The organism is Kocuria sabuli (genome assembly GCF_040981185.1).
Taxonomy (GTDB): Bacteria; Actinomycetota; Actinomycetes; order Actinomycetales; family Micrococcaceae; genus Kocuria; species Kocuria sabuli.
The window spans coordinates 23694-44468 of record NZ_JAVHZE010000003.1; the positions used below are offsets into that span (position 1 = coordinate 23694).

17 protein-coding genes, 1 tRNA gene and 1 pseudogene are annotated in these 20775 nt (G+C 63.7%); 8 read left to right on the forward strand and 11 right to left on the reverse strand.

Annotated features, from left to right (window positions below; all coding sequences use genetic code 11):
• The first annotated feature begins 103 nt into the window (after positions 1-103).
• The 3 genes from RE027_RS04085 (at position 104) to RE027_RS04095 (ending at position 1541) form a co-directional block, all read left to right on the forward strand.
• The gene (locus RE027_RS04085) at positions 104-616 is read left to right on the forward strand and encodes a hypothetical protein (RefSeq protein WP_368806975.1); all 513 of its coding nucleotides are present in this window, start codon (positions 104-106) and stop codon (positions 614-616) included.
• 48 nt (positions 617-664) lie between these two features.
• Positions 665-1153: a hypothetical protein gene (locus RE027_RS04090; protein ID WP_368806976.1), complete on the forward strand. Its 489-nt coding sequence runs from the start codon at positions 665-667 to the stop codon at positions 1151-1153.
• Positions 1154-1265: 112 nt separating this feature from the next.
• The gene (locus RE027_RS04095) at positions 1266-1541 is read left to right on the forward strand and encodes a hypothetical protein (RefSeq protein WP_368806977.1); all 276 of its coding nucleotides are present in this window, start codon (positions 1266-1268) and stop codon (positions 1539-1541) included.
• Between the two features lie 353 nt (positions 1542-1894).
• On the opposite strand, the gene RE027_RS04100 is transcribed toward RE027_RS04095, so the two are convergent.
• Together RE027_RS04100 and RE027_RS04105 are read right to left on the reverse strand one after the other, a co-directional pair.
• The gene (locus RE027_RS04100) at positions 1895-2200 is read right to left on the reverse strand and encodes a hypothetical protein (RefSeq protein ID WP_368806978.1); all 306 of its coding nucleotides are present in this window, start codon (positions 2198-2200) and stop codon (positions 1895-1897) included.
• Positions 2201-2228: 28 nt separating this feature from the next.
• Positions 2229-2483 carry a hypothetical protein gene (locus RE027_RS04105; RefSeq protein ID WP_368806979.1) on the reverse strand — a complete coding sequence of 85 codons (255 nt, stop codon included), beginning with the start codon at positions 2481-2483 and terminating at the stop codon, positions 2229-2231.
• A 642-nt stretch (positions 2484-3125) separates the two neighbouring features.
• Between RE027_RS04105 and RE027_RS04110 the strand changes: the two genes are divergently transcribed.
• Positions 3126-4214 carry a glycoside hydrolase family 5 protein gene (locus RE027_RS04110; RefSeq protein WP_368807251.1) on the forward strand — a complete coding sequence of 363 codons (1089 nt, stop codon included), beginning with the start codon at positions 3126-3128 and terminating at the stop codon, positions 4212-4214.
• Between the two features lie 1012 nt (positions 4215-5226).
• Here the strand turns inward: RE027_RS04110 and RE027_RS04115 are convergent.
• The 4 genes and pseudogenes from RE027_RS04115 to RE027_RS04130 form a co-directional block, all read right to left on the reverse strand.
• On the reverse strand, positions 5227-7353 hold the full coding sequence (locus RE027_RS04115) for a M66 family metalloprotease (RefSeq protein ID WP_368806980.1): 2127 nt from the start codon (positions 7351-7353) through the stop codon (positions 5227-5229).
• A gap of 367 nt (positions 7354-7720) precedes the next feature.
• Positions 7721-7867: pseudogene (locus tag RE027_RS04120) on the reverse strand (ISL3 family transposase); the annotation flags it as partial.
• Positions 7868-7954: 87 nt separating this feature from the next.
• On the reverse strand, positions 7955-8965 hold the full coding sequence (locus RE027_RS04125; protein WP_368806981.1) for an IS630 family transposase: 1011 nt from the start codon (positions 8963-8965) through the stop codon (positions 7955-7957).
• A gap of 218 nt (positions 8966-9183) precedes the next feature.
• Positions 9184-9807 carry a recombinase family protein gene (locus RE027_RS04130; protein ID WP_368806982.1) on the reverse strand — a complete coding sequence of 208 codons (624 nt, stop codon included), beginning with the start codon at positions 9805-9807 and terminating at the stop codon, positions 9184-9186.
• A 281-nt stretch (positions 9808-10088) separates the two neighbouring features.
• Between RE027_RS04130 and RE027_RS04135 the strand changes: the two genes are divergently transcribed.
• Positions 10089-10598, forward strand: a complete 510-nt coding sequence (locus RE027_RS04135) for a hypothetical protein (protein ID WP_368806983.1) — start codon at positions 10089-10091, stop codon at positions 10596-10598.
• 433 nt (positions 10599-11031) lie between these two features.
• Positions 11032-11358 carry a histone-like nucleoid-structuring protein Lsr2 gene (locus RE027_RS04140; protein ID WP_368806984.1) on the forward strand — a complete coding sequence of 109 codons (327 nt, stop codon included), beginning with the start codon at positions 11032-11034 and terminating at the stop codon, positions 11356-11358.
• 1390 nt (positions 11359-12748) lie between these two features.
• Here RE027_RS04140 and RE027_RS04145 read toward each other — a convergent pair.
• Complete coding sequence (locus tag RE027_RS04145; RefSeq protein WP_368806985.1) at positions 12749-13174, reverse strand: VOC family protein; 426 nt, start codon at positions 13172-13174, stop codon at positions 12749-12751.
• Complete coding sequence (locus RE027_RS04150) at positions 13171-13998, reverse strand: AraC family transcriptional regulator (protein ID WP_368806986.1); 828 nt, start codon at positions 13996-13998, stop codon at positions 13171-13173. The genes RE027_RS04145 and RE027_RS04150 overlap by 4 nt, the downstream gene beginning before the upstream one ends.
• A 643-nt stretch (positions 13999-14641) precedes the next feature.
• On the opposite strand from RE027_RS04150, the gene RE027_RS04155 reads away from it, so the two are divergent.
• Positions 14642-16840: a PhoX family protein gene (locus RE027_RS04155; RefSeq protein WP_368806987.1), complete on the forward strand. Its 2199-nt coding sequence runs from the start codon at positions 14642-14644 to the stop codon at positions 16838-16840.
• A 612-nt stretch (positions 16841-17452) separates the two neighbouring features.
• On the opposite strand, the gene RE027_RS04160 is transcribed toward RE027_RS04155, so the two are convergent.
• The 3 genes from RE027_RS04160 to glgA all read right to left on the reverse strand — a co-directional run bounded on the left by RE027_RS04160 (position 17453) and on the right by glgA (position 19302).
• A complete protein-coding gene (locus RE027_RS04160; RefSeq protein WP_368806988.1) occupies positions 17453-17668 on the reverse strand; it encodes a tyrosine-type recombinase/integrase in 216 nt (71 codons plus the stop codon).
• Between the two features lie 228 nt (positions 17669-17896).
• Positions 17897-17982, reverse strand: a tRNA-Leu gene (locus tag RE027_RS04165).
• A gap of 126 nt (positions 17983-18108) precedes the next feature.
• Positions 18109-19302 carry a glycogen synthase gene (gene glgA / locus RE027_RS04170; RefSeq protein WP_368806989.1) on the reverse strand — a complete coding sequence of 398 codons (1194 nt, stop codon included), beginning with the start codon at positions 19300-19302 and terminating at the stop codon, positions 18109-18111.
• Between the two features lie 211 nt (positions 19303-19513).
• On the opposite strand from glgA, the gene glgC reads away from it, so the two are divergent.
• Entirely contained in the window at positions 19514-20758 is a 1245-nt protein-coding gene (gene glgC / locus RE027_RS04175) for a glucose-1-phosphate adenylyltransferase (RefSeq protein ID WP_368806990.1), read from the forward strand.
• The last annotated feature ends 17 nt before the right edge of the window (positions 20759-20775 follow it).

Here is a 20775-nt window from a genome sequence, read left to right on the forward strand (position 1 = left end):
TACTGCCGCTGGAAATCCTCGGTGCCCGCGGTCATGGTCAGATGCGACCAGCAATTAACGCTTACGGCAATGTCGTTGCATCGTTCGAAAGGATCACGTCCCAATGGCCACACTCCATATTGCTCATCATCTGCAGGACGGTACGACCAGGATCTATCTGCTCCGGTCGACCACGGACAGCAATCGTTTCCACGGACTTGTGGTCCCGTTCGACGATCCATCACAGAACGCGCTTCTTCAACTGGACATGACCTTCAGCAACCCGGATTTCCCCGCGTCAGTCACCGCTGATCTGGCGCAGGGCCCCGTAGAGCTCCAGGTCCAGGACAGCAGCGGGGAGGTGCATACAGTCACGGTCCGTCAGACCGAGGAAGTGGTCACTTTCCGGGCCGGCAATGGCCAAACGCTGATCGCGGCGTCGTCAGGAGAGGACGAGAGCTCGACGCCCATGGCAGTGGGAGTAGTGGTTGCGGTGGCTTTCGTGGGCGCCACGGCCATTCTCACGATCGGAGCCGTCGCGGTAGTGGCAATGAACGGCACATTCAGCGGTTCTGCCAGCAGCGGGCAGGGCAACACCGATGTCAAGGTCGAAGCCAGCGCCGAAAAACCGAATTAGCTGCCCTCCAATAACCACACCATGCCGACGGAGAAGGAGCGATGAGCCATGAGTGATGCATATGCCGTTCGTCAGATAAAACAGGAAGCACCAGAGTGGGTCCGGCTCGAGCAACGCCGTGGCACCTGGAACATGACCACCGTGCCGCTCGGTGACGTCCAGAAACTGGAAACGTCGGCCTTTAGGAGCCGAATCGTCACGGGCGAAGCTTTCCTCGAGTCGCTGAACGCGAGACTCCTGAGCGAGCCGACGACCTTCCAAGTCAAGAGCGACAACCAGCGGGCCGTGGTGAGATGCGTGCCTATCAGCGGCGCCGGAGCCCTGCACATAGAAACGGAGAAGGTCATGGCGGTTCTTTCCCTGGTGGATGAGCGCCGCACGGAAAGGGCGGTGGATCCCGTATCGATCGTGGCGATCATGGCGATCGTGACGATCGTCGCCATCGTCGCGCTCACGACCACTGCGATCGTCATCATCACCGAAACCGGCGGGGAGGGCCAGGTCGAGGTAAAACCGGAGCCCGAGCCGGTTCCCTGAGCAAGCACCCTAGAGCGCGTGATGAACAGCCCCTGGAAGATCACGTCGCCACCAGTCAACGCCGCTTCCGGCGAGAGCACGGCCTGACACGAACTCGAGGAGTTGAACCGTCATGAAACTCATTGGCAGCGTCACCGTGGACGGCAAGGAGCACAAAATCGATGCCGGCGCCGTCGCGCTGCGGGTTGAAGTCTCCGACGAGACCAGGACTGCGCGCGGCGAGAACCTCATGGGAACGCAGATCAAGGTGACCATCGCCATATCCGGCGACACGATCACGACCACTGTCACTACTATTTCCTCCGACGGCAAGACGACAACGACCGAGGAACGAACGTCGACCCCGACCAGTACGACAACCACGACAATCACGACGACCGAGAAATAGCGGCCCTTCGTGCTTGGCCGTGGTCACTGGCCAGTTCGACAGGGAAATGAGCGCCGGCAGACAGCGCAAGGCTCGAGGCAGCGACCAGTCCTCGACGCGGGTGCGCCGTCTGATGATCGTGGTGACCTGGCTGGTAGTCGGCGGGCATCCGTCCTTACGGCCTCGGCGGCACCGGACCATGGTGGCCGTCTAGGCCTATAGTTCGTGCACCACTTGAGGTCAGAGACGCCGGCACAGTGGGCACGCTGGCCCACCTCGCCCCCGTGGCCAACGTGGCTGCGCTCACTTCAGGGAAGCATGATTTCACCCCTGCCCGTCGTGGCATAGGGTGATCATCCCGGGAGGTGCTGGGATCACAGGGTCGTGGTGGCCGGTGGTGGTTGCCGCAGGCGTGCGAGAGTCAGCACCGCCGGAACCACCAGACCACCCAGCAACAACACCCCAAAGGCACCCAGCGTCCACCCCATGACCAGCAGCGGGGCCGCGGCGACCAGCGAGATGACCGCCAGCACGGTCGCAGCATTGCGCCGGCGTTGCGTGGCCGGTTCACGGCCCAAGACGGGGGTTTCGACGATGAGTTGGACGATGATCAGCACCGGGTAACCGATCAAAGGCAGCAGGAAGAAAGCCCAGGCCTCGAGCCCGCTGACCTCGGACATCACCGACCCGCTCCCCGCCGGGGCGGACTCAGCACTGGCCACCACCTCCGCCACCGTCGGAACCCTCCCCGGCATCCCCGGGGCTGTACCCCCAGACCCCGGCCCCAATGCAGCCGGTGGCCGCTCCACCATCGGCGCCGGTGCGCTCACCCAAGTGCTTCAGGCAGTAGAGGCGAACGAGGATCACCACGCCCACCACGGCAACAGCCGCGCCGATCACCCACAGGAGAGGACCGACTGCGGACGGATCGCTGAAGGCCTCCATTGGCATCAGGGGCGGCATGGGGATCTCCTTCAACGTGTCCTGGGATCAGCATGCGGGCGCCCAGCCGTAGTTGGCCAGTGCCACCGGACCGACAACGGCAAGAACTTCCCAACGCACCACATCAGGCATGCGATCAAGCCCCGTGACGAGCCATGAGAATCAACATGGAGCCCCACACTCATGGATCACAGCCTGCGACACAGAGCCGATGAGCACCCCCTAGACCGACCGTAGCCACAACCGCCCCCGCGACCAGTACACGCCATGTGCGGGAACCACACCGCCCTGCAGGCTCTTGATCCACTGCCCTGACATAACGAGGCAACACACACCTGTCTTGCAACCTAACCGTCTTATAACCCATGAGTTGCGAGTCGGATAAGTTGTGAGACATGTCCGCGTTGCGGCTGTCTCCTATTTGCTCATCAGTCCCCCGTTCATCTGCGCCTTCTCTGGCGTTGGCCGGAGGAGTACGGTAATGCGGCGAAAATAATAACGAACCAGTAACGCTTGGAAGAGCGTAGTGGGACTTCGAGGACAATACAGGGCCTTAGATCCTGTTCGCTCGGCAGCTGGCTACCAGTGGGCTGGATAGGTGCGCGGTTCTCACGTGGGGCGCGCTACGGGTCCCGGAGAAAAGGAGTGGATTCTGTGCGCGGTATGAACATGGCGGGAATGAATGGCGGTTACGGGGAGAGTCACAACCCCAGAGAAGTGTGGCCTCAGGAGACCGGACCGGTGGCCGGTCAGCATTACCCGGTGTACTCCACGGAGCTCATGGACTATTACGTGAGCAAGGGGTTTACGCACATACGGTTGCCGTTCTCCTGGGACCGGATCCAGTCCAGGCTTTGGGGGCCGGTGCCAGCCGAGGGGCAGGGATACCAGACATACTTCGGTCATCTGCAACGGACGGTCAATCACCTGACCGGCCGGGGTGCCACGGTACTGATCGAGCCGTGGCAAGCTGGACCTCCTTCTACGGATCCCGAGGAGGACGGCGTAGCCGGAGGGGCGCGGTGGCGCGGGCAATTGGTGGGCTCCCCCCAAGTGGACCGCTACGCGTTTGCTGATTTTTGGGCCAAAATGGCAACGATCTTCCGTGACATTCCCCTGGTGGAGTACGGGCTGGTCAACGAACCCAACGGCATGTCCACCATGGATTGGTGGGTGACCGCACAGAAGTGCATCGACTACATTCGCCGAGCCGGGGCCTCCACCCGCATCTATGTGGAGGGCAACGGCTGGTCAGGGGCCGGCTCCTGGAAACAAGACTGGTACGACCACGTGCCCGCCGGCCAACCCCAGCGATCGAACGCCTACGGGTGGCTCAACGCCAACGGCCCCGGCCAACCCCTATGGGACCCATTGCATAAGACCGCAGCCCAGGTCCACCTCTATTTTGACAACGAAGGCTCCGGTAAGACAAACGAAATTGTTGATGAAAATAGAAGGCACCAGCGTCTGTCCCCCGCCATCGAGGAGGGCGCAGCGCAGGGATATCAGGTGCTGATCGGAGAGTTCGCGGTCTGGGCAGAAGAGCCGGAGGCGGATGCGGCCGTGGCACAGGTAGCCACCTATGTGGCCGAGCATCAATCAACCTGCCTAGGCGCGCTGTGGTGGGCCTCCGGAGAACCTACATGGTGGCATAACCAAGAGGCGCCTAATTACGCACTCAGGCGCCACAACAAAGACACCGACACGATAGAGGACACCGCGAACATGGCACTTTTGCTCAAGTACTTCTGACCCGTATACAACGGCCGACATATCGCCTGGCGTCCCCACTCACCCATGAGCGGCACAATCAGCGCGGCCGAGGCCCACCCGAGCGAATCCAGGCAATAACCATGTCGCGCAAAACTAGAGTCGTTAGCCACTTTGATGGTTTAACTTAAGCATCGCTGGCGCTAAGAAAGGAAGAAAAGGAGGTAAGACGTCTCGTCGATAGAATTTGCACCCGCATGTTTCGGAAATCCAATCTGTCGCGCAGCTACGTGCTTTATTTAGGTGCCTAAAACTGGGTACTACAAATTAGTTGCAAGACGCATAGAGGTTGACGTGGGAAAGCTAACTAAAATGTGCGAGTAGGACACGCGAGCAGTACGCGGTACGCCAAGGGACTGATCCGCCCGGTGATGGTGTATGACGCGATGATTTCTACGTCGACCATGGAGTGTCCGGAGCACGTGACTTCCATCCGCAGTTCGACAAAGCAACCTGAGCGGTCGCGGAAAACGATACCCTGTTGAATACTGTGCTGGCGACGAAGACGTCAGGGCAGGATGTACACGGACAATGCTCGCAACTACATGAAGTGCAGTCGCCACCTGCACAGAAAAAGATATAAAGGTGCCGATTGCTCGGGCGCTGTCGAGAACAAGATCCATCTGGGACGGCATCGCCGGGTGGTGAACTGTAGAATGTTTTGGGTGCTGCGCGTCAAGCGTCCTAAAGTTCGCTTTGATAGCACCTAAGCCACGGTAATCCCCCAGTGCTTCACGATAATACGCTTAAAAACCTCCCCGGACAAAACCGAACAATCGAGCTATAAGTCATGAGACCAGGTGTATGAATTACGCGATATTCAACTTTATACTGGATGATAAGGTGCATCCGCATGGCTCACTGGCAGCACTGTTCAAGCGACGAGCCAAGATAGCATTGCCTTGCCGTCGACAAACTGATGGCCGATTGAGACTACATTCTATTTTCCCCGGTTTCACCGGGGCTCAGCTTTTCCCAAGAATGGCCTTTCCTCCTACGTATTAACATTGATGGTGATGGCTGATTCGACTCCGTTCGGACCAACGCGGAAGGCAACGGTCCTTCTGCCGGCCTCCAGGACCGTCCAGGTGTCCACTCCTTGCCCCACCACAGTTCCGTCGACCGACCACACCGCATTCTCAGTCCCATCGTCCGCATCATCAATAATTGAAGCCCATAGGCGGATGGTTTGACCTGCAACATAGGTATGGTCCTGCACGGGGTGAAGTATGACCCCGCGGGCAGGACGGTCCGGAATCGTCAAGGACACAGGTTCTCCGTAGCTAGAGAAGAATCCGTCGTGCGCGACTATCTGCAGTAGTCCTTCACCTTGTGGCAACTGATCAACAGAAATTTCAATCGGAGGAGAACTCAGTTCGGTCAAGACGGACCGCCATACCTCCCCGTCACGCGACCACCGCAGCCAAAGTTGCAGTGGTTCGGCAGATCCTTCGCGCATTTCCCAAGAAATGTTGGCAACTCCAGTCTCGTCAACGTCGACATGTGTATCGCCAACCTGCGGAGGACTGTTCGGAGCGGATCGACTCCAAACTATTGTGTCCCCGTCATAAATTTCGAGAGTAGAACCAGGGGCAGTATCGGGTAGTAGTGCCTGAGCCACATAAGAGGTCGCTTTTTCGTCGATGCCGCAGTTGCAAGATAAATTAGAGCGAAGTTGCGTAAGAGAACCTACCGACAAAACCTGTCCATTTTGATCTCGAAGGCGGACGATAAAAGGTGTGCCCGATGTGCGTGGTTGATGGACATAGGCATTAGCCCGTATCACGTGCAGTACCTCAGTAATTTCTCCAAAGTCGATGCGGGCGATAAGTGAGATAATATTGACGCGTCGCGAAGGGGGGAAAACTGGGAGTTCCAGCTCGTCGTGCATCTCAGGAATTTCCGGCCACTTCCGGACTTCTTCCCACACAAGGTCTTTCCACCACGGATAATCGATGCCGACCGTGACCGGGTCAAGCGTAGCGTTATCCAATAAACGAGTGTAGTGGTACGGAGAAATCCAATCTGGTACGCTGTAGGACATAAAATCACGGAAAAACCGCGGCGTAAAAATTCGACCGTTGTTAATATCAAGGCCAAACTCCCCAGTGGAAGCTCGTGGTGTGTCGACCGGATCATAGGGTTCATAGGCCGGATAGGAAGGATCGGGATTCGGTGCGATACCGTCCGGGGCGTGTCCCAACCCACACGCGTGCCCCACTTCATGGGCAAATGTGCCCGCATCTGGGGGGCCCACAGCAACTCCGCCTCCACCACACCCTCCGATGAAGTCTGTCGGTACACCATTCGGCAGGAGACCGTAATATATCCACCCTGGCGGATTGCCATCCCCAACACGCACGTTGGCCACGCGCGCGTGCAAGATATCCCACGGCGCGCCGCAACCTGACGTTGGAAAACTCCCTACCATTAGGCTTTGACTTTGCGTCAGAGTGCTCGCGGCTCTATAAATCGCTGTAGTTTGAACAGGAAACATCGTGAGGGCGGTGACCGAGATCGCTTGTAAATCCGCCAACGTTGGTGCAGCAATCGTAAGGTTTGGCGCGTTCGGAGCATTTGATGCAGGTCCGTTGTAAGCGATCATGACGCCAGCAATACGAAGTGTTTGACGCAGGGTGACGGCTATATCGACCATTCCCTGAGCAGTCCGATTTTTAGATTCTGCGCGAGCAACTAGGCGCAACTGTCCAATCATCTCATCAGCAGGGATAATAAAATTTAGCGTTCTCGACAGGTCGCCCCGCGTCGCGTCGTACTGCGGTAAGGCAGGTATGGAAGTCGCCGATGACGGATCTGGAGAAAGCGTGGTTACGGTATTCCATAAAATTCCATGCGACCTCCGTTGAACCTCCAGGGTGCCAGACTGGAGAGGAGTCTCGAAGGCGCTCCATAAATATACTCTCACCCAGGCTGGTTTTCCAGATACTAACCTAATGCTGTTGTTTTCACCGCGGTCAGCGGAATCCGTGAGATGATCGTCGGCCTCGTAATACTGTACACATTGGGTTACCTCAATTCCCTGTATGCTTAGCCCCAAATTGTTGACGACATTGGCTAGATCGAGTGAAAACTGCTGTGCTTGAGAATTGAAATTTACCATTATAATCCTAGGAAACAAGTAGTGCATTTACAGGTTAGGGAATGAAATAGTTTGCAATTGCCCATCGAGTGCGCCAAATGACTGTTTTCGTTAGACGTGGGTTCATCGATCATCGAAGTAATATGTTTTTGGTCGAAGGAGAATTTTAGTATTATCGGGTACATGGTTACTGCAGCGTTACTACTTCTTGGTACCTTCGTAATATTTGATAGTTCTTGACGGTTCTTGCGGGGTTTGTAACGAATATGCAGTGTGAACTGCCTCCTATGTAATTTTTCCTGCGAATCAGCGCGGCACGGAGAGCTTGAACGTTTGCGACGAATGGCGCGCTTAACTGGCCGAGCTTTGTGGGCCAGCAGTAAAGGGCTTATCGCAAACACGGGTGTAGGCGTGACCTGAATCTGCCCTTCTCGAAGAGCGGTCTGGCGATGTAGTTGGTGAGATTGTGGAAGCTGATGGCAGATTTGCGCAGGAGTTACAGGCGTCCGTTCATCGCCTCGGTGGGCCCATGGCTATTGCGCAGCCGGTTAAGAGTGGCTTTGGATGTCCTCGGCATACATTTCCAGTATTTTTTCCAGAGTGACGAGCTCGGTGAGAGCAACTAGTGGCCCGTCTTTGAAGTGGTTGGTCGGTTGGCTTTCTTGAGGATCTCGGTGCTGGTCTTAGTCCAGACGAACGGGTGGCAGCGGTCGTTCCAGCCGGTGACGAAGGCCCGGATCGTCTGGTTGAGCTCGGCCACGGAGGCGACGTCGGCCCGGTGCAGGGCCTGGCGTTCGACGATCCCGAACCACACCTCGACCTGGTTCAGCCATGAGGCCGAGGTCGGGGTGAAGTGCACCCGGAACCTGGGGTTCTCCGCCAGCCAGGCCTTCACCTCGGCAGTCTTGTGCACCGCGTAGTTGTCCATCACCAGGTGCAGCTGCCCCTGCGGGTAGGCCCGGGCGACCTGCTTGAGGAACGCCAGAAACTCCTGGTGACGGTGCCGAGGCTTGCACGCGGCCGTGACATGACCGGTGGCGATCTCCAGGGCCGCGAACAGGGTGGAGGTCCCGTGCCGGATGTAGTCGTGGGTGCGCGCCGCCGGCTTCCCGGGCTGCATCGGCATCCCCGGTGCCGTGCGCTCGAGGGCTTGGATCTGGGACTTCTCGTCCACGCACTTCCACCACCGCGTTCTTAAGTCGGGGCCAGGTAGAGCCCCACCACATCGACGACCTTGACCACCAGCTGAAGGGTCGGTGGAGAACTTGAAGGTCCCCTCCCGCCAGGGGGCGACCCCGTACTCCCACCAGGCCTTCGCCACCGTGCTGTGGTCGATCCCCAACCGGGTCGCCAGCAGCCGGGAGGACCAGTGGGTGACCCCGAGCCTCTTCGGCGGCGGTATCAAAGTCGCCGAGACGATCGCCCGGTGGTCGATCCGCAGGGGCCAGCCCGACCGGTCGTGGTCGGCCAACCCCTCGATGCCGGCCTCGGTGTAGCGGGCCCGCCAGGCGATCACCGTGGTGCGGGTCGTGCCCACCTTCTCGGCGATGTCCGTGTTCGAGATCCCGTCGGCGGCCAGCAGCACGATCCGCGCCCGGCCCGCCAGCCCGGCCCGCACCGAAGTGGAGCGCACCAACCGGGTCAACTTCTCCCGGTCGCCTTCCCGCAACAGCAGCGGGGCCGCAGGATGATTTGCCATAACCCATGGTCCCACCCGATCAAGCGTTTAGATGGTTCAAAGACGGCCCACTTGGTGTAAGCAGCGCGCCACCCGCGGCAGGCTGCTTGGGGAATCCTGGAACCGCCGTTCATCTCAACCGGAAGGCCGTCACCCATTTCTGCTGTCAGAATTCACCCGCTCCGGCTGTGGGCCAACAGCTTGGCCCCGTCCTCGCGCAGCTCCCCCGTCGGTGAGACGTGGCGGTAGAGGGTCTGACGGGTGACCCCGAGCTCCTGGCACAGTTCCCCGACGTTGGTGCCGGCCTGGCCCATCGAGGCGGCGGCCAGCCTCACCTTGGCCGGCGTCATCTTGTAGGGGCGCCCGCCCTTGCGTCCCCTCGCCCGGGCGGAGGCCAGACCGGCGGTGGTGCGTTCGGAGATCAGCTCGCGCTCGAACTCCGCCAGGGCGGCGAAGATCCCGAACACCAGCTTCCCCGAAGCCGTGGTGGTGTCGATCGCCGCGCCCTGCCCGGTGAGAACCTTGAGTCCGATCCCGCGTTCGGTGAGCTCGTGCACCACGTTCACCAGATGGCGGAGGTTGCGGCCCAGCCGGTCGAGCTTCCACACCATCAGCGTGTCCCCGGCCCGCAACGCTTTCAGGCACGCCGCCAGCTGCGGACGGTCGTCCTTCGCCCCGGAAGCCCTGTCCTCGTACAGGGCGTCGTTCTCGACGCCGGCGGCCAGCAGCGCGTCGCGCTGCAGGTCGGTGGTCTGGGACCCGTCGGCCTTCGACACCCGCATGTAGCCCACCAGCATGGCGCTGACCCCCCATCACTTATACGACCGTTTGCGTTACAAAGCCACCGTGAATCCGGCAACGCCACTTCTGTGTCACTTAACCCGTTACTTATCCTACGTCATACAAAGGGCCAAATTCCGATGATATGTGACAGACACGGAGGGGTTCAATACGCTACAGAAGGTGCATGCGGTGCAGGGCGTGCAGGACATGAGTCCGGATTATGGTCGAATCGGCGGTGCAATGATTACGCTGAAACCACTGGTCTAGTTCAGGACCCTTGTATTGAGGGGAGACCATGGTGGCGTTTGAGGTGTTCGACAAGAGGATGACTCCGTTGGCGAAGGCGCCGGCCGTGAAGATTCAGAAGCGTGGGGTGATCTCGCTGAACAGGGCAGCCCATGAGCTCATCGACTCACCGGAGACGGTGGAGCTGCTCTTCGATGCGCAACGCAGTGTCATGGCGTTGCGCCCGGCCGATGACACCTCACCGCACGCCTACGGTGTGCGGACAGGGTCGACGAAGGGACCCGGGCAGGCCATGGTTTCGGCCACCGCGTTCACCCAGCACTACGGAATCGACACCACGGTGACCAGGCGGTGGCGGCCTTTCGTGGAGGACGGGATGCTGTGCATCGACCTCACGCAGACGGGCACCGTCATCGAGGGCAACCGCGCCAAGAACCGCACCCCATCCACCCCGGATGCCGGGACCGACCCCCACGCCTCCGATGCCACCCCATCCGCCACTCAGGACGCTGACACCTCCCCAGACGCTGAAGACACAGCAGCCGCTGAAGAGGACTGACTTCGACCTTGGGTCCCATGGTGTGCGCTGCAGGGGTCTCGAGAACACCCCCGGCGATGCCACCGGCGAGATGGCCCAGGACTTCCTCGTGAAGAGCGCACAGCCCCTCACACTGACCCCGAATGCCGAGGGATGCACTCTTGGCACCATGAGGTGCCCCTGTCTGGCCGGATGCCCATAAAGGCTTTCTTCTCAGGTAAAGTATTCCATTGCTCGCTCTTACTCCCCCGTTAGAAGTTTGCGGCAGACAGATGACCCGATGCCGCATCGACGGTGGGCTGCCCCTGCTTCCCTGTGACTTCTCAGCCATGGTGATGTCCACCCAGGCTAATTGTCACTTTCCGCACCACGGGGGTAAGGTCGATATCAATGCGCGCACCAACGTGTGCACATTGTCGATGCGAAAACAAAAGCAGTAGGGAAAGGCAGCAGAATGGCTCAGAGCGTGCAGATCATCCTGGAAGACGACCTCGAGGGCGGGGAAGCGGACGAGACCGTCCAGTTCTCCCTCGACGGCAAGGACTACGAGATCGACCTGACCACCGCCAACGCCGATAAGCTGCGCGAAGCCCTGCGCCCCTACGCCGCCGCCGGACGCAAAGCCGGCCGCGCCCCGGCCCGCAGCACCGGGGCACGGGCCTCGAAGTCGGACCCGGACACCGCCAAGATCCGCGCCTGGGCCAAGGAGAACGGCCACGAGGTCTCCGACCGCGGCCGCATCCACCAGTCCGTCAAGGACGCCTACTACGCCGCCCACTGACCCGGCACCACCCATACCGGCACCGGGTCATGTCCGGCCATTGGGATAGACCCCTACAGCTTGCGGCCTGGCCACGGTGCAGCTTCATGCTGGAATGGGCCGTCGACAGAATGCGCCGGGGCATTTGAACCGGCGCCGCTCAAGCGGCGTTCGAAAGCGCATACACACGGCAGGGCCCTGCAGGAATGCCTCCTGCAGGGCCTTTGACCGTTACCGGTCACGAAGGACCGGATGCCGGACAACACTGTCCGGACCTAAAGGCAGGCCCAATATCCCCTCGCCGTGATGGGGTGCCTTATGCCTTCGCCCGTCAGTGCGGGAGAACCAGCAACGGATTAGCCTTCTCCTTCGCCGCCCTGGCCACGCCTCAGGGATTCTCGCCGTTTCGGAGCCAACACCTCAACGCTTTGTGGGCCGAAAGGCCACCGCACCGCGCGAATGGGGGTGCGGAAGTGGGGACATCATGAGTATCGATCATCTGTCTACTCGTTGGTAATCTCGAGCTATCGCGCACGGGCAGGATCAGCCGGGGGGCTGAAACGCCGGCGTGGATCGCACTCAGGTGATCGGTCGGGGGGCCGGCCATCCTGGGCGTCGATCATGACGCCGCCGCCCTGGTGGCACAGGACCACGTGACCGGTCATCTGCGGTCAGTCGTTGGGGGACGACTCCTGAAACCACCAGGGCGCGGCGACCACACCACCGCACCACCCTGCTCACCAGGGCACCTCTGCACCCAGCAGGCCAACACGTCACCCTTCCCACCGATTCTGCGAGGCAGGACCCCGTGGTCCGCGGGACTGACTCCCGAAGCGCTGGTGGTCGGCAGCCGTATCTCCAGGGCACACCCGGGCCCCGCCCTCACTGGGGAGGCACGCGAACTGCTGCAGACACCACCCGAGGAGCTGAAGGAGCAAGCCACACATGCCCGGCCATCACGCCCCGCACAGCGCAGAAGCTCCCACAGCATCCCTGGTGGATGCGCCGGCCCGGGCCGCAGCCTTCGCAGCCCTCGGCCCAGCACTGGACACGTTGGCATCCCAAGCCGGCACCGATCCGCGCCTAAGTCTCGATGCCCGTCGAGTGTTGCGCGCCATCACCGGGACCCGGCCCCAGGACACCCTGAGCCTGGCCGGCCTCGCCGTTCGGGCCAGCACACCGAGAATCCGCGTTCCCACTGCCTTGAACGAGCTGCACACCCACGGATACCTGGCCCGGGTCGCTGAGATTGCCCCGCACCTGAGCACAGCACTGCCCGCCATCGACACGACTACCGCGGCCGTGACCCCTCCTCGGCCACAGGCGCAATAGCCGCTGAGCAGACTGCGACGAGGCCCAAGAGAGCGGCCGGTGTAGGCCCTTCAGCATCTTCCCGATGGCCTGCACCGGTTCATGCGCCGCGGTAGGTTCCCAGGGTCCACAGGTTGCCGCCGCCGTCGCGGACGGTGAACTGGTGCGAGCCGTAGTCGGTGTCCGTCAGCGGTTCCAGGACCTCGGCCCACCCGTTCTCCTGGACCCGGGACCAGGCCCTGTCCACGGTGGCGGGCTCCGCGGCCACGACATAGACCCCCTGGGGGCCCAGGGCGCCCCACGCACCGATCTTTCCGCGGGAGCCGAACATGACGCCGCCACCGTCGGGCCAGCGCGCCTCGGCGTGCTGCACGGTTCCGTCCTCGTCCTGGTACTGGGTGGTGACGGTGAATCCGAGGGTCCGGGTGAGGAAGTCGACACCGGCGGCGACATCGGTGAACCCGATACTGGGCCACACGGTCGGAGCCGGTGAGCCGGTGGAGTGCTGGTCGTTGTTCTCGTTCATGCTGGTGAGTCTGCCGCGAAAGGTGGGGTGTCGTCTTGGACGAATGGGAGCTCCTCACGCATCCACGTCGTCGGGCTGCAGCCGGTGAGCGCGCGCCACTCCCGATCCAGGTGGGACTGGTCGGCGTATCCGGTGAGCGCGGCCGTGCGCGCCAGCGGCCACGGAGCGGGACCCGTGAGCAGGGCGCGTGCGGCCTCGAAGCGAGCCACCCGAGAGAGCTGCTTCGGGGTGAGCCCGGTCGCCTCCCGGAACCGTTCCGACAGGTGCCGCCGGCTCCAGCCCACCTGCGTTGCGACCGCGGACACCGGCAACCGGCCCCGACCGGTCAGAATCAGCCGCCACGCCTCGCACACCTCGGCCGGCACCGGCGGCACGCCGTCCTCGAGGTGGCCCACCAGGGCCCGGTCGACCACGGCGAACCGTTCAGCCCACGTACAGGCCTCATGCAGCTGGTCCACCACATCAGCGGCCGCCGGCCCCAGCACCTCCGCCAGATCGACCGGGCGATCATGCAGCTCAGCAGCCGGCACGCGCAGCACCGCGCGAGCCCCCAACGGCGTCAGGGCGTACTGCACCCCGTCCATCGGCGCACGCGCGTCGATCAGCGCCGCACGCGTGTGCAATCCACACACCACCGCGTGTGAGCTGATCGCCGCACTCAATCCAGTGATCCGTAACCGTCCACCCAGCTCGAACACCAGAGTCATCGACGACGAGGGCAATCCCCGGTGCACACCCAAGGGATAGCTCGGCACGCGGTAGCCATGGGCTGCGGTCACGAAGGGAGCCAACAACGGTGGAGGTAAGTGCCGGACGAACTCCATACGCCCAGTCTGCGCCGGAACCCCAGACCGCACCACGCCCCTGCTCGGGTGTGAAGAACTAGCAGAACACCCGAGCGAGCAACGCTTCTACGCCCTCCGTACACACCCAGCGGCGGCGTCTGCTGAACCACCCGAAACGCCGGCCCTACGAACCGTTCTGCATGTCTCACAACTAATGCGCCTCGTAACCCTTGCCTTCCGGGACGTCTGGAAACCAGACAGGTCGTCCCCTGGATGGCATGCACCTGAGTGTGGCGGGAAACTGATGCACGAAGTCGTGACAGGTCGAGGCAGGCAGCCTGGACACAGTCACAGTCACAGTCACCGTCACCGGCATCCCGGCATCCCGGCATCCCGGCATCCCGGCATCCCGGCATCCCGGCATCCCGGCATCCCGGCATAAGCCTGGCTTCCCAGAATGCACCCCTTTTTGTGCCCCCCTTGTCCCGCAGTAGCATCCACGCAAGAAGACTTGTCTGTGATCGACACCTCACAGGCGCGCTCAGCACCTGACCCCGCCTGGACGTGCCACCCAGCTCAGACCCCACGCAAAAGTCTTGACCGGCTCACCCGGCGGTGGTGCAGTGAGGGTGCACCGTTTCTCGGCCGCGGTTCTCCGCGGGCCCGATCTCCTGGGGGAATCATGACCGAAACCGCCAAGCGCACCCTCCTGCCGATGCTGGGGCACACCCGCGGCAAGCGCAGCCCTGTGACCTGTCAGCTCAAGTGCGGCGATGCCTGCGCCGGTCCAGGGTGCAACTCCTCACCCAACGGCTACTTCCGCGACATTGCCAGTGCGGCGCTGACCCGCCGTTCCGCGTTGGGTCTCGGGGCGGCGGCGGCCGTGACCGTCGGCGTGGTCGGCGCCACCCCCGAGGCGGCCCTGGCCCACGGGCGTGGTCACTCGGGGCTGTCGTTCACCCCGATCGCGCCCGTGCCGAACACCGTGGACGACCTCACCGTGCCCGAGGGCTTCGACTGGTCTCCGATCATCCGTTGGGGCGATCCTCTGTTCACGGACTCCGCGGAGTTCGATCCCCGTCACCAGACGGCGGAGGCGCAGTCGGGCCAGTTCGGCTACAACTGTGACTACCTGGACATCCTCCAGGACCGGGGCGGGCGCACCGGGGTGCTGGTGAACAACCACGAGTACACCAACGAGGACCTCATGTTCCCGGCCGAGCAGCGCGAGGACGTGCAGCTGGTGGCGCGGGTGGCCATGGCGGCCCACGGCATGTCGGTGGTCGAGATCACCCGCACCAAGGTGGGCGAGCCCTGGTCTTATGTCCGCGGCGGGTTCCGCAACCGGCGGATCACCGCGCACACCGAATTCGCCGTCGACGGCCCGGCCGCCGGCTCCGAGTTGCTGAAGACCGTGGATGACCCCACCGGCACCGTGGTGCTGGGCACGCTGAACAACTGCGCCGGCGGCACCACCCCGTGGGGCACGATCCTGTCCGGGGAGGAGAACTTCAACCAGTACTTCAAGGGCCTCGCCTCCAAGGAGCACGGCCGCTACGGGATCTCGGAGGAGGCCCCGCCGCGTCGCTGGCACGAGGTCGACCCGCGCTTCGACGCGACCGCGCCCGGGTACGTGAACGAGCCCAACCGTTTCGGCTGGATCGTGGAGATCGACCCGCACGATCCCTCCTCCACTCCGGTCAAGCACACGAGCCTGGGCCGGTTCAAGCACGAGGGCGCGACCGTGCGGATCGGCGAGGACGGCACCGTGGTGGCCTACTCCGGCGACGACGAGCGCTTCGAATACGTGTACAAGTTCGTCTCGGCCAAGAAGTACGTGGAAGGCGACCGGGCGCACAACATGACCCTGCTCTCCGAGGGAGACCTCTACGTCGCGAAGTTCACCGGTGACACCGTCGCCGAGATCGACGGCTCGGGCCGGCTGCCCTCCGACGGGGCGTTCGACGGTTCCGGGCAGTGGTTGCCCCTGGTCGTCGACGGCGCCTCCGCGGTCGGGGGCATGTCGGTCGAGGAAGTCCTCGTCCACACCCGTCTGGCCGGGGACAAGGTCGGCGCCACCAAGATGGACCGGCCCGAAGACGTCGAGCCGTCCCCGCAGACGGGCAAGCTCTACATGGCGCTGACCAACAACACCGAGCGCGGCACCGAGGGCAAGGCCGGTCCGGACGAGGCGAACCCCCGCACGCAGAACCGCGAGGGGCACGTCATTGAGCTCACCGAACGGGGCAACCGAGTCGACGCCCTCGAGTTCGACTGGAATATCCTCATCGTGGCCGGGGACCCGGCGAAGAACACCTCCGCCTACTTCTCCGGCTTCCCCCCGGAGAAGGTCTCCCCGATCTCCTGCCCCGACAACCTGGCCTTCGACTCCGAGGGCAACCTCTGGATCTCCACCGACGGCGCCCCCAGCACGATCGGCTACAACGACGGCCTGTTCAAGGTGGGCCTGTCCGGCGGCAACCGCGGCAACGTCCAGCAGTTCCTGGCCGTGCCCCAGGACGCCGAGACCTGCGGGCCCGTGATCCACGACCAGGAACGGATGATCTACGTGGCCGTGCAGCACCCCGGCGAGGACGGCTCCTTCGAGGAGCCCCGTTCCTACTTCCCCGACTACGTCGTGGAGACCCGCCAGGGCGACGGGGAGTGGTCCGTGGCGCGGCCGTCCGTGGCGCAGGTTTTCGCCGTGGACCGCGACGAGGAACCGCAGTTCCCCGGTGTCGTCTACGACAAGCCCGGCCGGGAGCACAACCAGCACAAGCAGCGCAAGAACGGCGAACGCGGCCCCCGCTACCGCGGCTACCGCGGCAAGGCCACCCCGGAGACGAAGAAGGCCGCGCGCAACGCCCGCCACTCCTACTGAGCGCGGTCACCGCACGCACCCGTCCCCCGTCCGGTCCCCGTCCCGCCCCACGGCGGGCCGGGGACCGGCCTATTCCGGAACCGGGGAGGAGCCCGGCCGGCGGGTTGAGCACCTATGTCGGGCGCACCCGGACACTACGGTCATGGCCCCACCGAGCAGGCCGCCACGTCCTCTACGGGGTCGGACCAACCGGTCTGGGAACATCTCGCAACCAAGGTGCCTCTTAACCCTTGCCTTCCAGAACGGATGTGCGAGGGTGCTGGAGGAGTACCGGCTCACCGACCAGACGATGGCCGGGATGGAGATCATCGGTGGAGCGGGTCGAGACCGTCCCGGCGACCGGTGCGGTCACCGGCTTCACCGTCGGGTCACCAACGACCTGGCCGACCGGACGTCGGCGATCGTGCTGAACCCGGACGTGCTGGACAACAACGGCGGGGTGCTGGCGACGACCGCCACACTGCTGGCCGGAGCAGCGTACTCTCGGGCCCGGAGCAGTCACCGAAGCGCAACGTTGCAGGAAAGCGTCAGCCCGGCTCCCACATCCGCCGGCGCAGCTTTCGCGGAGGCCGCGGCAAGCGCTGATCCTTCAGTGCATGGGCGCACCTGGAGTCAGGTTCCGTCGAGTGCGTCGGCAGCAAGCCGGTCAGCGTCGTCGACGAGATGACCATAGGTGCTGACCGTCGTGGTGATGGACTCGTGGCCCAAACGGGCCGACACCGCGTGAATGGGCACATCCCGAGCAAGTAGGCAGGTGGCATGGGTCTGGCATAGATCGTGCAGTACCGGCCGATCCGACAGTGCACCCTGCCCCTCGATTTCCTCCATCGCCGGGCCCCGGACATGGTCGTGGAACGATCCGTTGCGCGCGTGGCCTCTCCCGGGCCGGGTGTGGACGAGATCCTTGAGCCCACGGCCGCCCGGGTCACCGAGCCGTCCTCGCGCGAACGCTCTCCAAAGCCGGCCATGGCCATGACAGAAGCCCCGCCGCCCACAGGATTCGTTCTCCTGTCGGCGACGGGGCCTCCGTCTCCGGATCGCTCCGGCCCTGCTCTGTGCGCGAGGGGGGACTTGAACCCCCACCCTCTAATACGAGGACTAGCACCTCAAGCTAGCGCGTCTGCCTATTCCGCCACCCGCGCGAGTGGATCCAGGAGGAACGTCCCGCCGTTTCCGGCCGTTCTTTCCTGAACGCAACAGGAAATAAGTTACCACATGCGGGCGCGCAGTTCACATCGGAGCGCCGGGGCGGCAGGACGCCGGCGGGCTCACAGCACGGAGCGGTAGACCTCCACGGTCCGCTCGGCGATCGACTCCCAGGCGAAGTGCTCCTCCGCCCGGCGCCGGCCGGCCGCGCCCATCTCGCGGGCCCGTGCCGGGTCGGAGACCACGTCGGTGAGCGCGGCGGCGAAGTCGGCCACGAACTTCTCCGGGTCCAGCGGCGTGCCGGTGCCGTCCTGGGTCTGCTCCAGGGGCACCAGCCGGCCGGTCTCGCCGTCGACGACGACCTCCGGGATCCCGCCCGTGGCCGAGGCGACGACGGCCGTGCCGCAGGCCATGGCCTCGAGGTTGACGATGCCCAGCGGCTCGTAGACGGAGGGGCAGGCGAAGGCCGTGGCCCCGGAGAGGATCTGGACGATCTCCCGGCGCGGCAGCATCTTCTCGATGAGCACGACCCCGGACCGGGTCGCCTTCAGCTCGTCGATCAGCGCGTTCACCTCGGCGCCGAGCTCCGGGGTGTCGGCCGCACCGGCGCACAGCACGAGCTGGACGTCGTCGGGCAGCTGGGCGGCGGCGCGCAGCAGGAAGGGCACGCCCTTCTGCCGGGTCACCCGGCCCACGAACGCCACGGAGGGCTTGGCGGGGTCGATGCCGTAGGACTCGAGGACGTCGGTGTCCTCGTCGCGGACCCACTGGCTGACGTCGATGCCGTTGTGCACGGTCCGCACGCGCTCGGGGTCGACGTCGGGGTAGGAGCGCAGGATGTCGTTGCGCATGCCGTCGGACACGGCGATGATCGCGGCGGCGGCTTCGTAGGCGGTCTTCTCCACGAACGAGGAGACGGCGTAGCCGCCCCCGAGCTGCTCGGCCTTCCAGGGCCGCAGGGGCTCCAGCGAGTGCGCGGAGAGCACGTGGGGGATCCCGTGCATCAGCGACGCGAGGTGCCCGCCCATGTTGGCGTACCAGGTGTGGGAGTGGACCACGTCCGCGCCGGCGATGTCGTCGATCATGGCGAGGTCCACGCCCAGGGTCTGGATCGCGGCGTTGGCCCCGCCCAGTTCCGCGGGCACGGGATACGCCTGGACCTCGACGCCGTTCACCCGGGGTTCTCGCGGGGCACCGAAGCACCGCACCCTCAGGTCGACCAGCGGGGCCAGGACCCGCGAGAGCTCGGACACGTGGACTCCGGCGCCGCCGTAGATCTCGGGCGGGAATTCCTTGGACAAGATATCGACTCGCACGGTTCCGAGCGTACTGCAGGATCCGGTCCCTGCCACGGGAAGGACGCGGCGAGGGGTCGACATCCCCAGTTCTGGTGACACATCGGGTTACCTGTGCCGGGGGTCACGCCCCTTCGCGTCGGTTAAGACACAATGAAGGCCACTGTCGAGTGGTTCCGCGCCGCGAGGCGGAGTGGATGCGCCCGTTGCCGAAGATGTCAGAGAGGTTCCCATGCCCCACCGCAAGAAGGTACTCGCGATCGTCCTGGCCGGAGGCGAGGGCAAGCGCCTGATGCCGCTGACGGAGGACCGCGCCAAGCCGGCCGTGCCCTTCGCGGGCGGCTACCGGCTCATCGACTTCGCCCTGTCCAACATCGTGAACTCCGGCTACCTCCAGGTCGTGGTGCTCACGCAGTACAAGTCGCACTCCCTGGACCAGCACGTCACCCAGACCTGGCGCCTCTCCGCCCAGCTGGGCAACTACGTGGTCACCGTGCCGGCCCAGCAGCGGCGCGGCAAGGACTGGTTCCTGGGCTCCGCCAACGCCATCTTCCAGTCGATGAACCTCATCGAGGACGAGAAGCCCGACATCGTCGTGGTGGTCGGCGCGGACCACGTGTACCGGATGGACTTCTCGTCGATGGTGGACTTCCACATCCGGTCGGGGGCCCGCGCCACCGTGGCGGGCGTGCGCCAGCCCATGGAGATGGTGACGTCCTTCGGCGTGATCGAGACCGACCCGCAGGACGTCACGAAGATCACCCGCTTCGTGGAGAAGCCGCAGAGCACGGCTCCCCTGCCCGACGACCCGGACGCGTTCTTCGCCTCGATGGGCAACTACGTCTTCGACACCGACGCGCTCGTCGAGGCCCTGCGCGCCGACGAGGCGAAGGAGGACACGAGCCACGACATGGGCGGGGACATCATGCCCTGGTTCGCGGACCGCGGCGAGGCGGCCGTCTACGACTTCACGGAGAACGACGTCCCGGGCTCCACGGACCGGGACCGGCAGTACTGGCGCGACGTCGGCACCCTGGACTCGTACTACGACTCGCACATGGACCTGATCCGTCCGCTGCCCGTGTTCAACCTGTACAACTACGACTGGCCGCTCTACACCAACGAGATGCAGGCCCCGCCGGCGAAGCTCGTGCGCGGCCCGCACGGGGAGGGCGGCATCGCGACGGACTCGATCCTCTCGCGCGGCGTGCTGGTCACCGGCGGACGCGTGACCGAGTCGGTGCTCTCCCCCAAGGTGCTGGTCCACAACGACGCCACCGTCAACCAGTCGGTCCTGCTGCCCAACGTCCAGATCGGCGAGGGGGCCGTGGTCGACCGGTGCATCCTCGACAAGAACGTGGTGGTGCCCCCGGGCGTGCAGGTGGGCGTGGACCGTGAGCTGGACCGGGACCGCGGCCTGACGGTGACGCCCTCGGGGCTGACGGTCGCCCCGAAGAACTTCCGCTTCGAGCGGTAGCCGAGTCCCGCACGACG

Excerpts from the sequence above, each read along its gene's own strand:
- RE027_RS04085 (WP_368806975.1), top strand. The coding sequence starts at position 104 with ATGGCCACACTCCATATTGCTCATCATCTGCAGGACGGTACGACCAGG.
- RE027_RS04090 (WP_368806976.1), top strand. The coding sequence starts at position 665 with ATGAGTGATGCATATGCCGTTCGTCAGATAAAACAGGAAGCACCAGAG.
- RE027_RS04095 (WP_368806977.1), top strand. The coding sequence starts at position 1,266 with ATGAAACTCATTGGCAGCGTCACCGTGGACGGCAAGGAGCACAAAATC.
- RE027_RS04100 (WP_368806978.1), bottom strand. The coding sequence starts at position 2,200 with ATGTCCGAGGTCAGCGGGCTCGAGGCCTGGGCTTTCTTCCTGCTGCCT.
- RE027_RS04105 (WP_368806979.1), bottom strand. The coding sequence starts at position 2,483 with ATGCCGCCCCTGATGCCAATGGAGGCCTTCAGCGATCCGTCCGCAGTC.
- RE027_RS04110 (WP_368807251.1), top strand. The coding sequence starts at position 3,126 with ATGAACATGGCGGGAATGAATGGCGGTTACGGGGAGAGTCACAACCCC.
- RE027_RS04115 (WP_368806980.1), bottom strand. The coding sequence starts at position 7,353 with ATGGTAAATTTCAATTCTCAAGCACAGCAGTTTTCACTCGATCTAGCC.
- RE027_RS04130 (WP_368806982.1), bottom strand. The coding sequence starts at position 9,807 with ATGCTGGTGGGCTACATGCGGGTGTCGAAGGCCGACGGGTCCCAGACC.
- RE027_RS04135 (WP_368806983.1), top strand. The coding sequence starts at position 10,089 with ATGGTGGCGTTTGAGGTGTTCGACAAGAGGATGACTCCGTTGGCGAAG.
- RE027_RS04140 (WP_368806984.1), top strand. The coding sequence starts at position 11,032 with ATGGCTCAGAGCGTGCAGATCATCCTGGAAGACGACCTCGAGGGCGGG.
- RE027_RS04145 (WP_368806985.1), bottom strand. The coding sequence starts at position 13,174 with ATGAACGAGAACAACGACCAGCACTCCACCGGCTCACCGGCTCCGACC.
- RE027_RS04150 (WP_368806986.1), bottom strand. The coding sequence starts at position 13,998 with ATGGAGTTCGTCCGGCACTTACCTCCACCGTTGTTGGCTCCCTTCGTG.
- RE027_RS04155 (WP_368806987.1), top strand. The coding sequence starts at position 14,642 with ATGACCGAAACCGCCAAGCGCACCCTCCTGCCGATGCTGGGGCACACC.
- RE027_RS04160 (WP_368806988.1), bottom strand. The coding sequence starts at position 17,668 with ATGGAGGAAATCGAGGGGCAGGGTGCACTGTCGGATCGGCCGGTACTG.
- glgC (WP_368806990.1), top strand. The coding sequence starts at position 19,514 with ATGCCCCACCGCAAGAAGGTACTCGCGATCGTCCTGGCCGGAGGCGAG.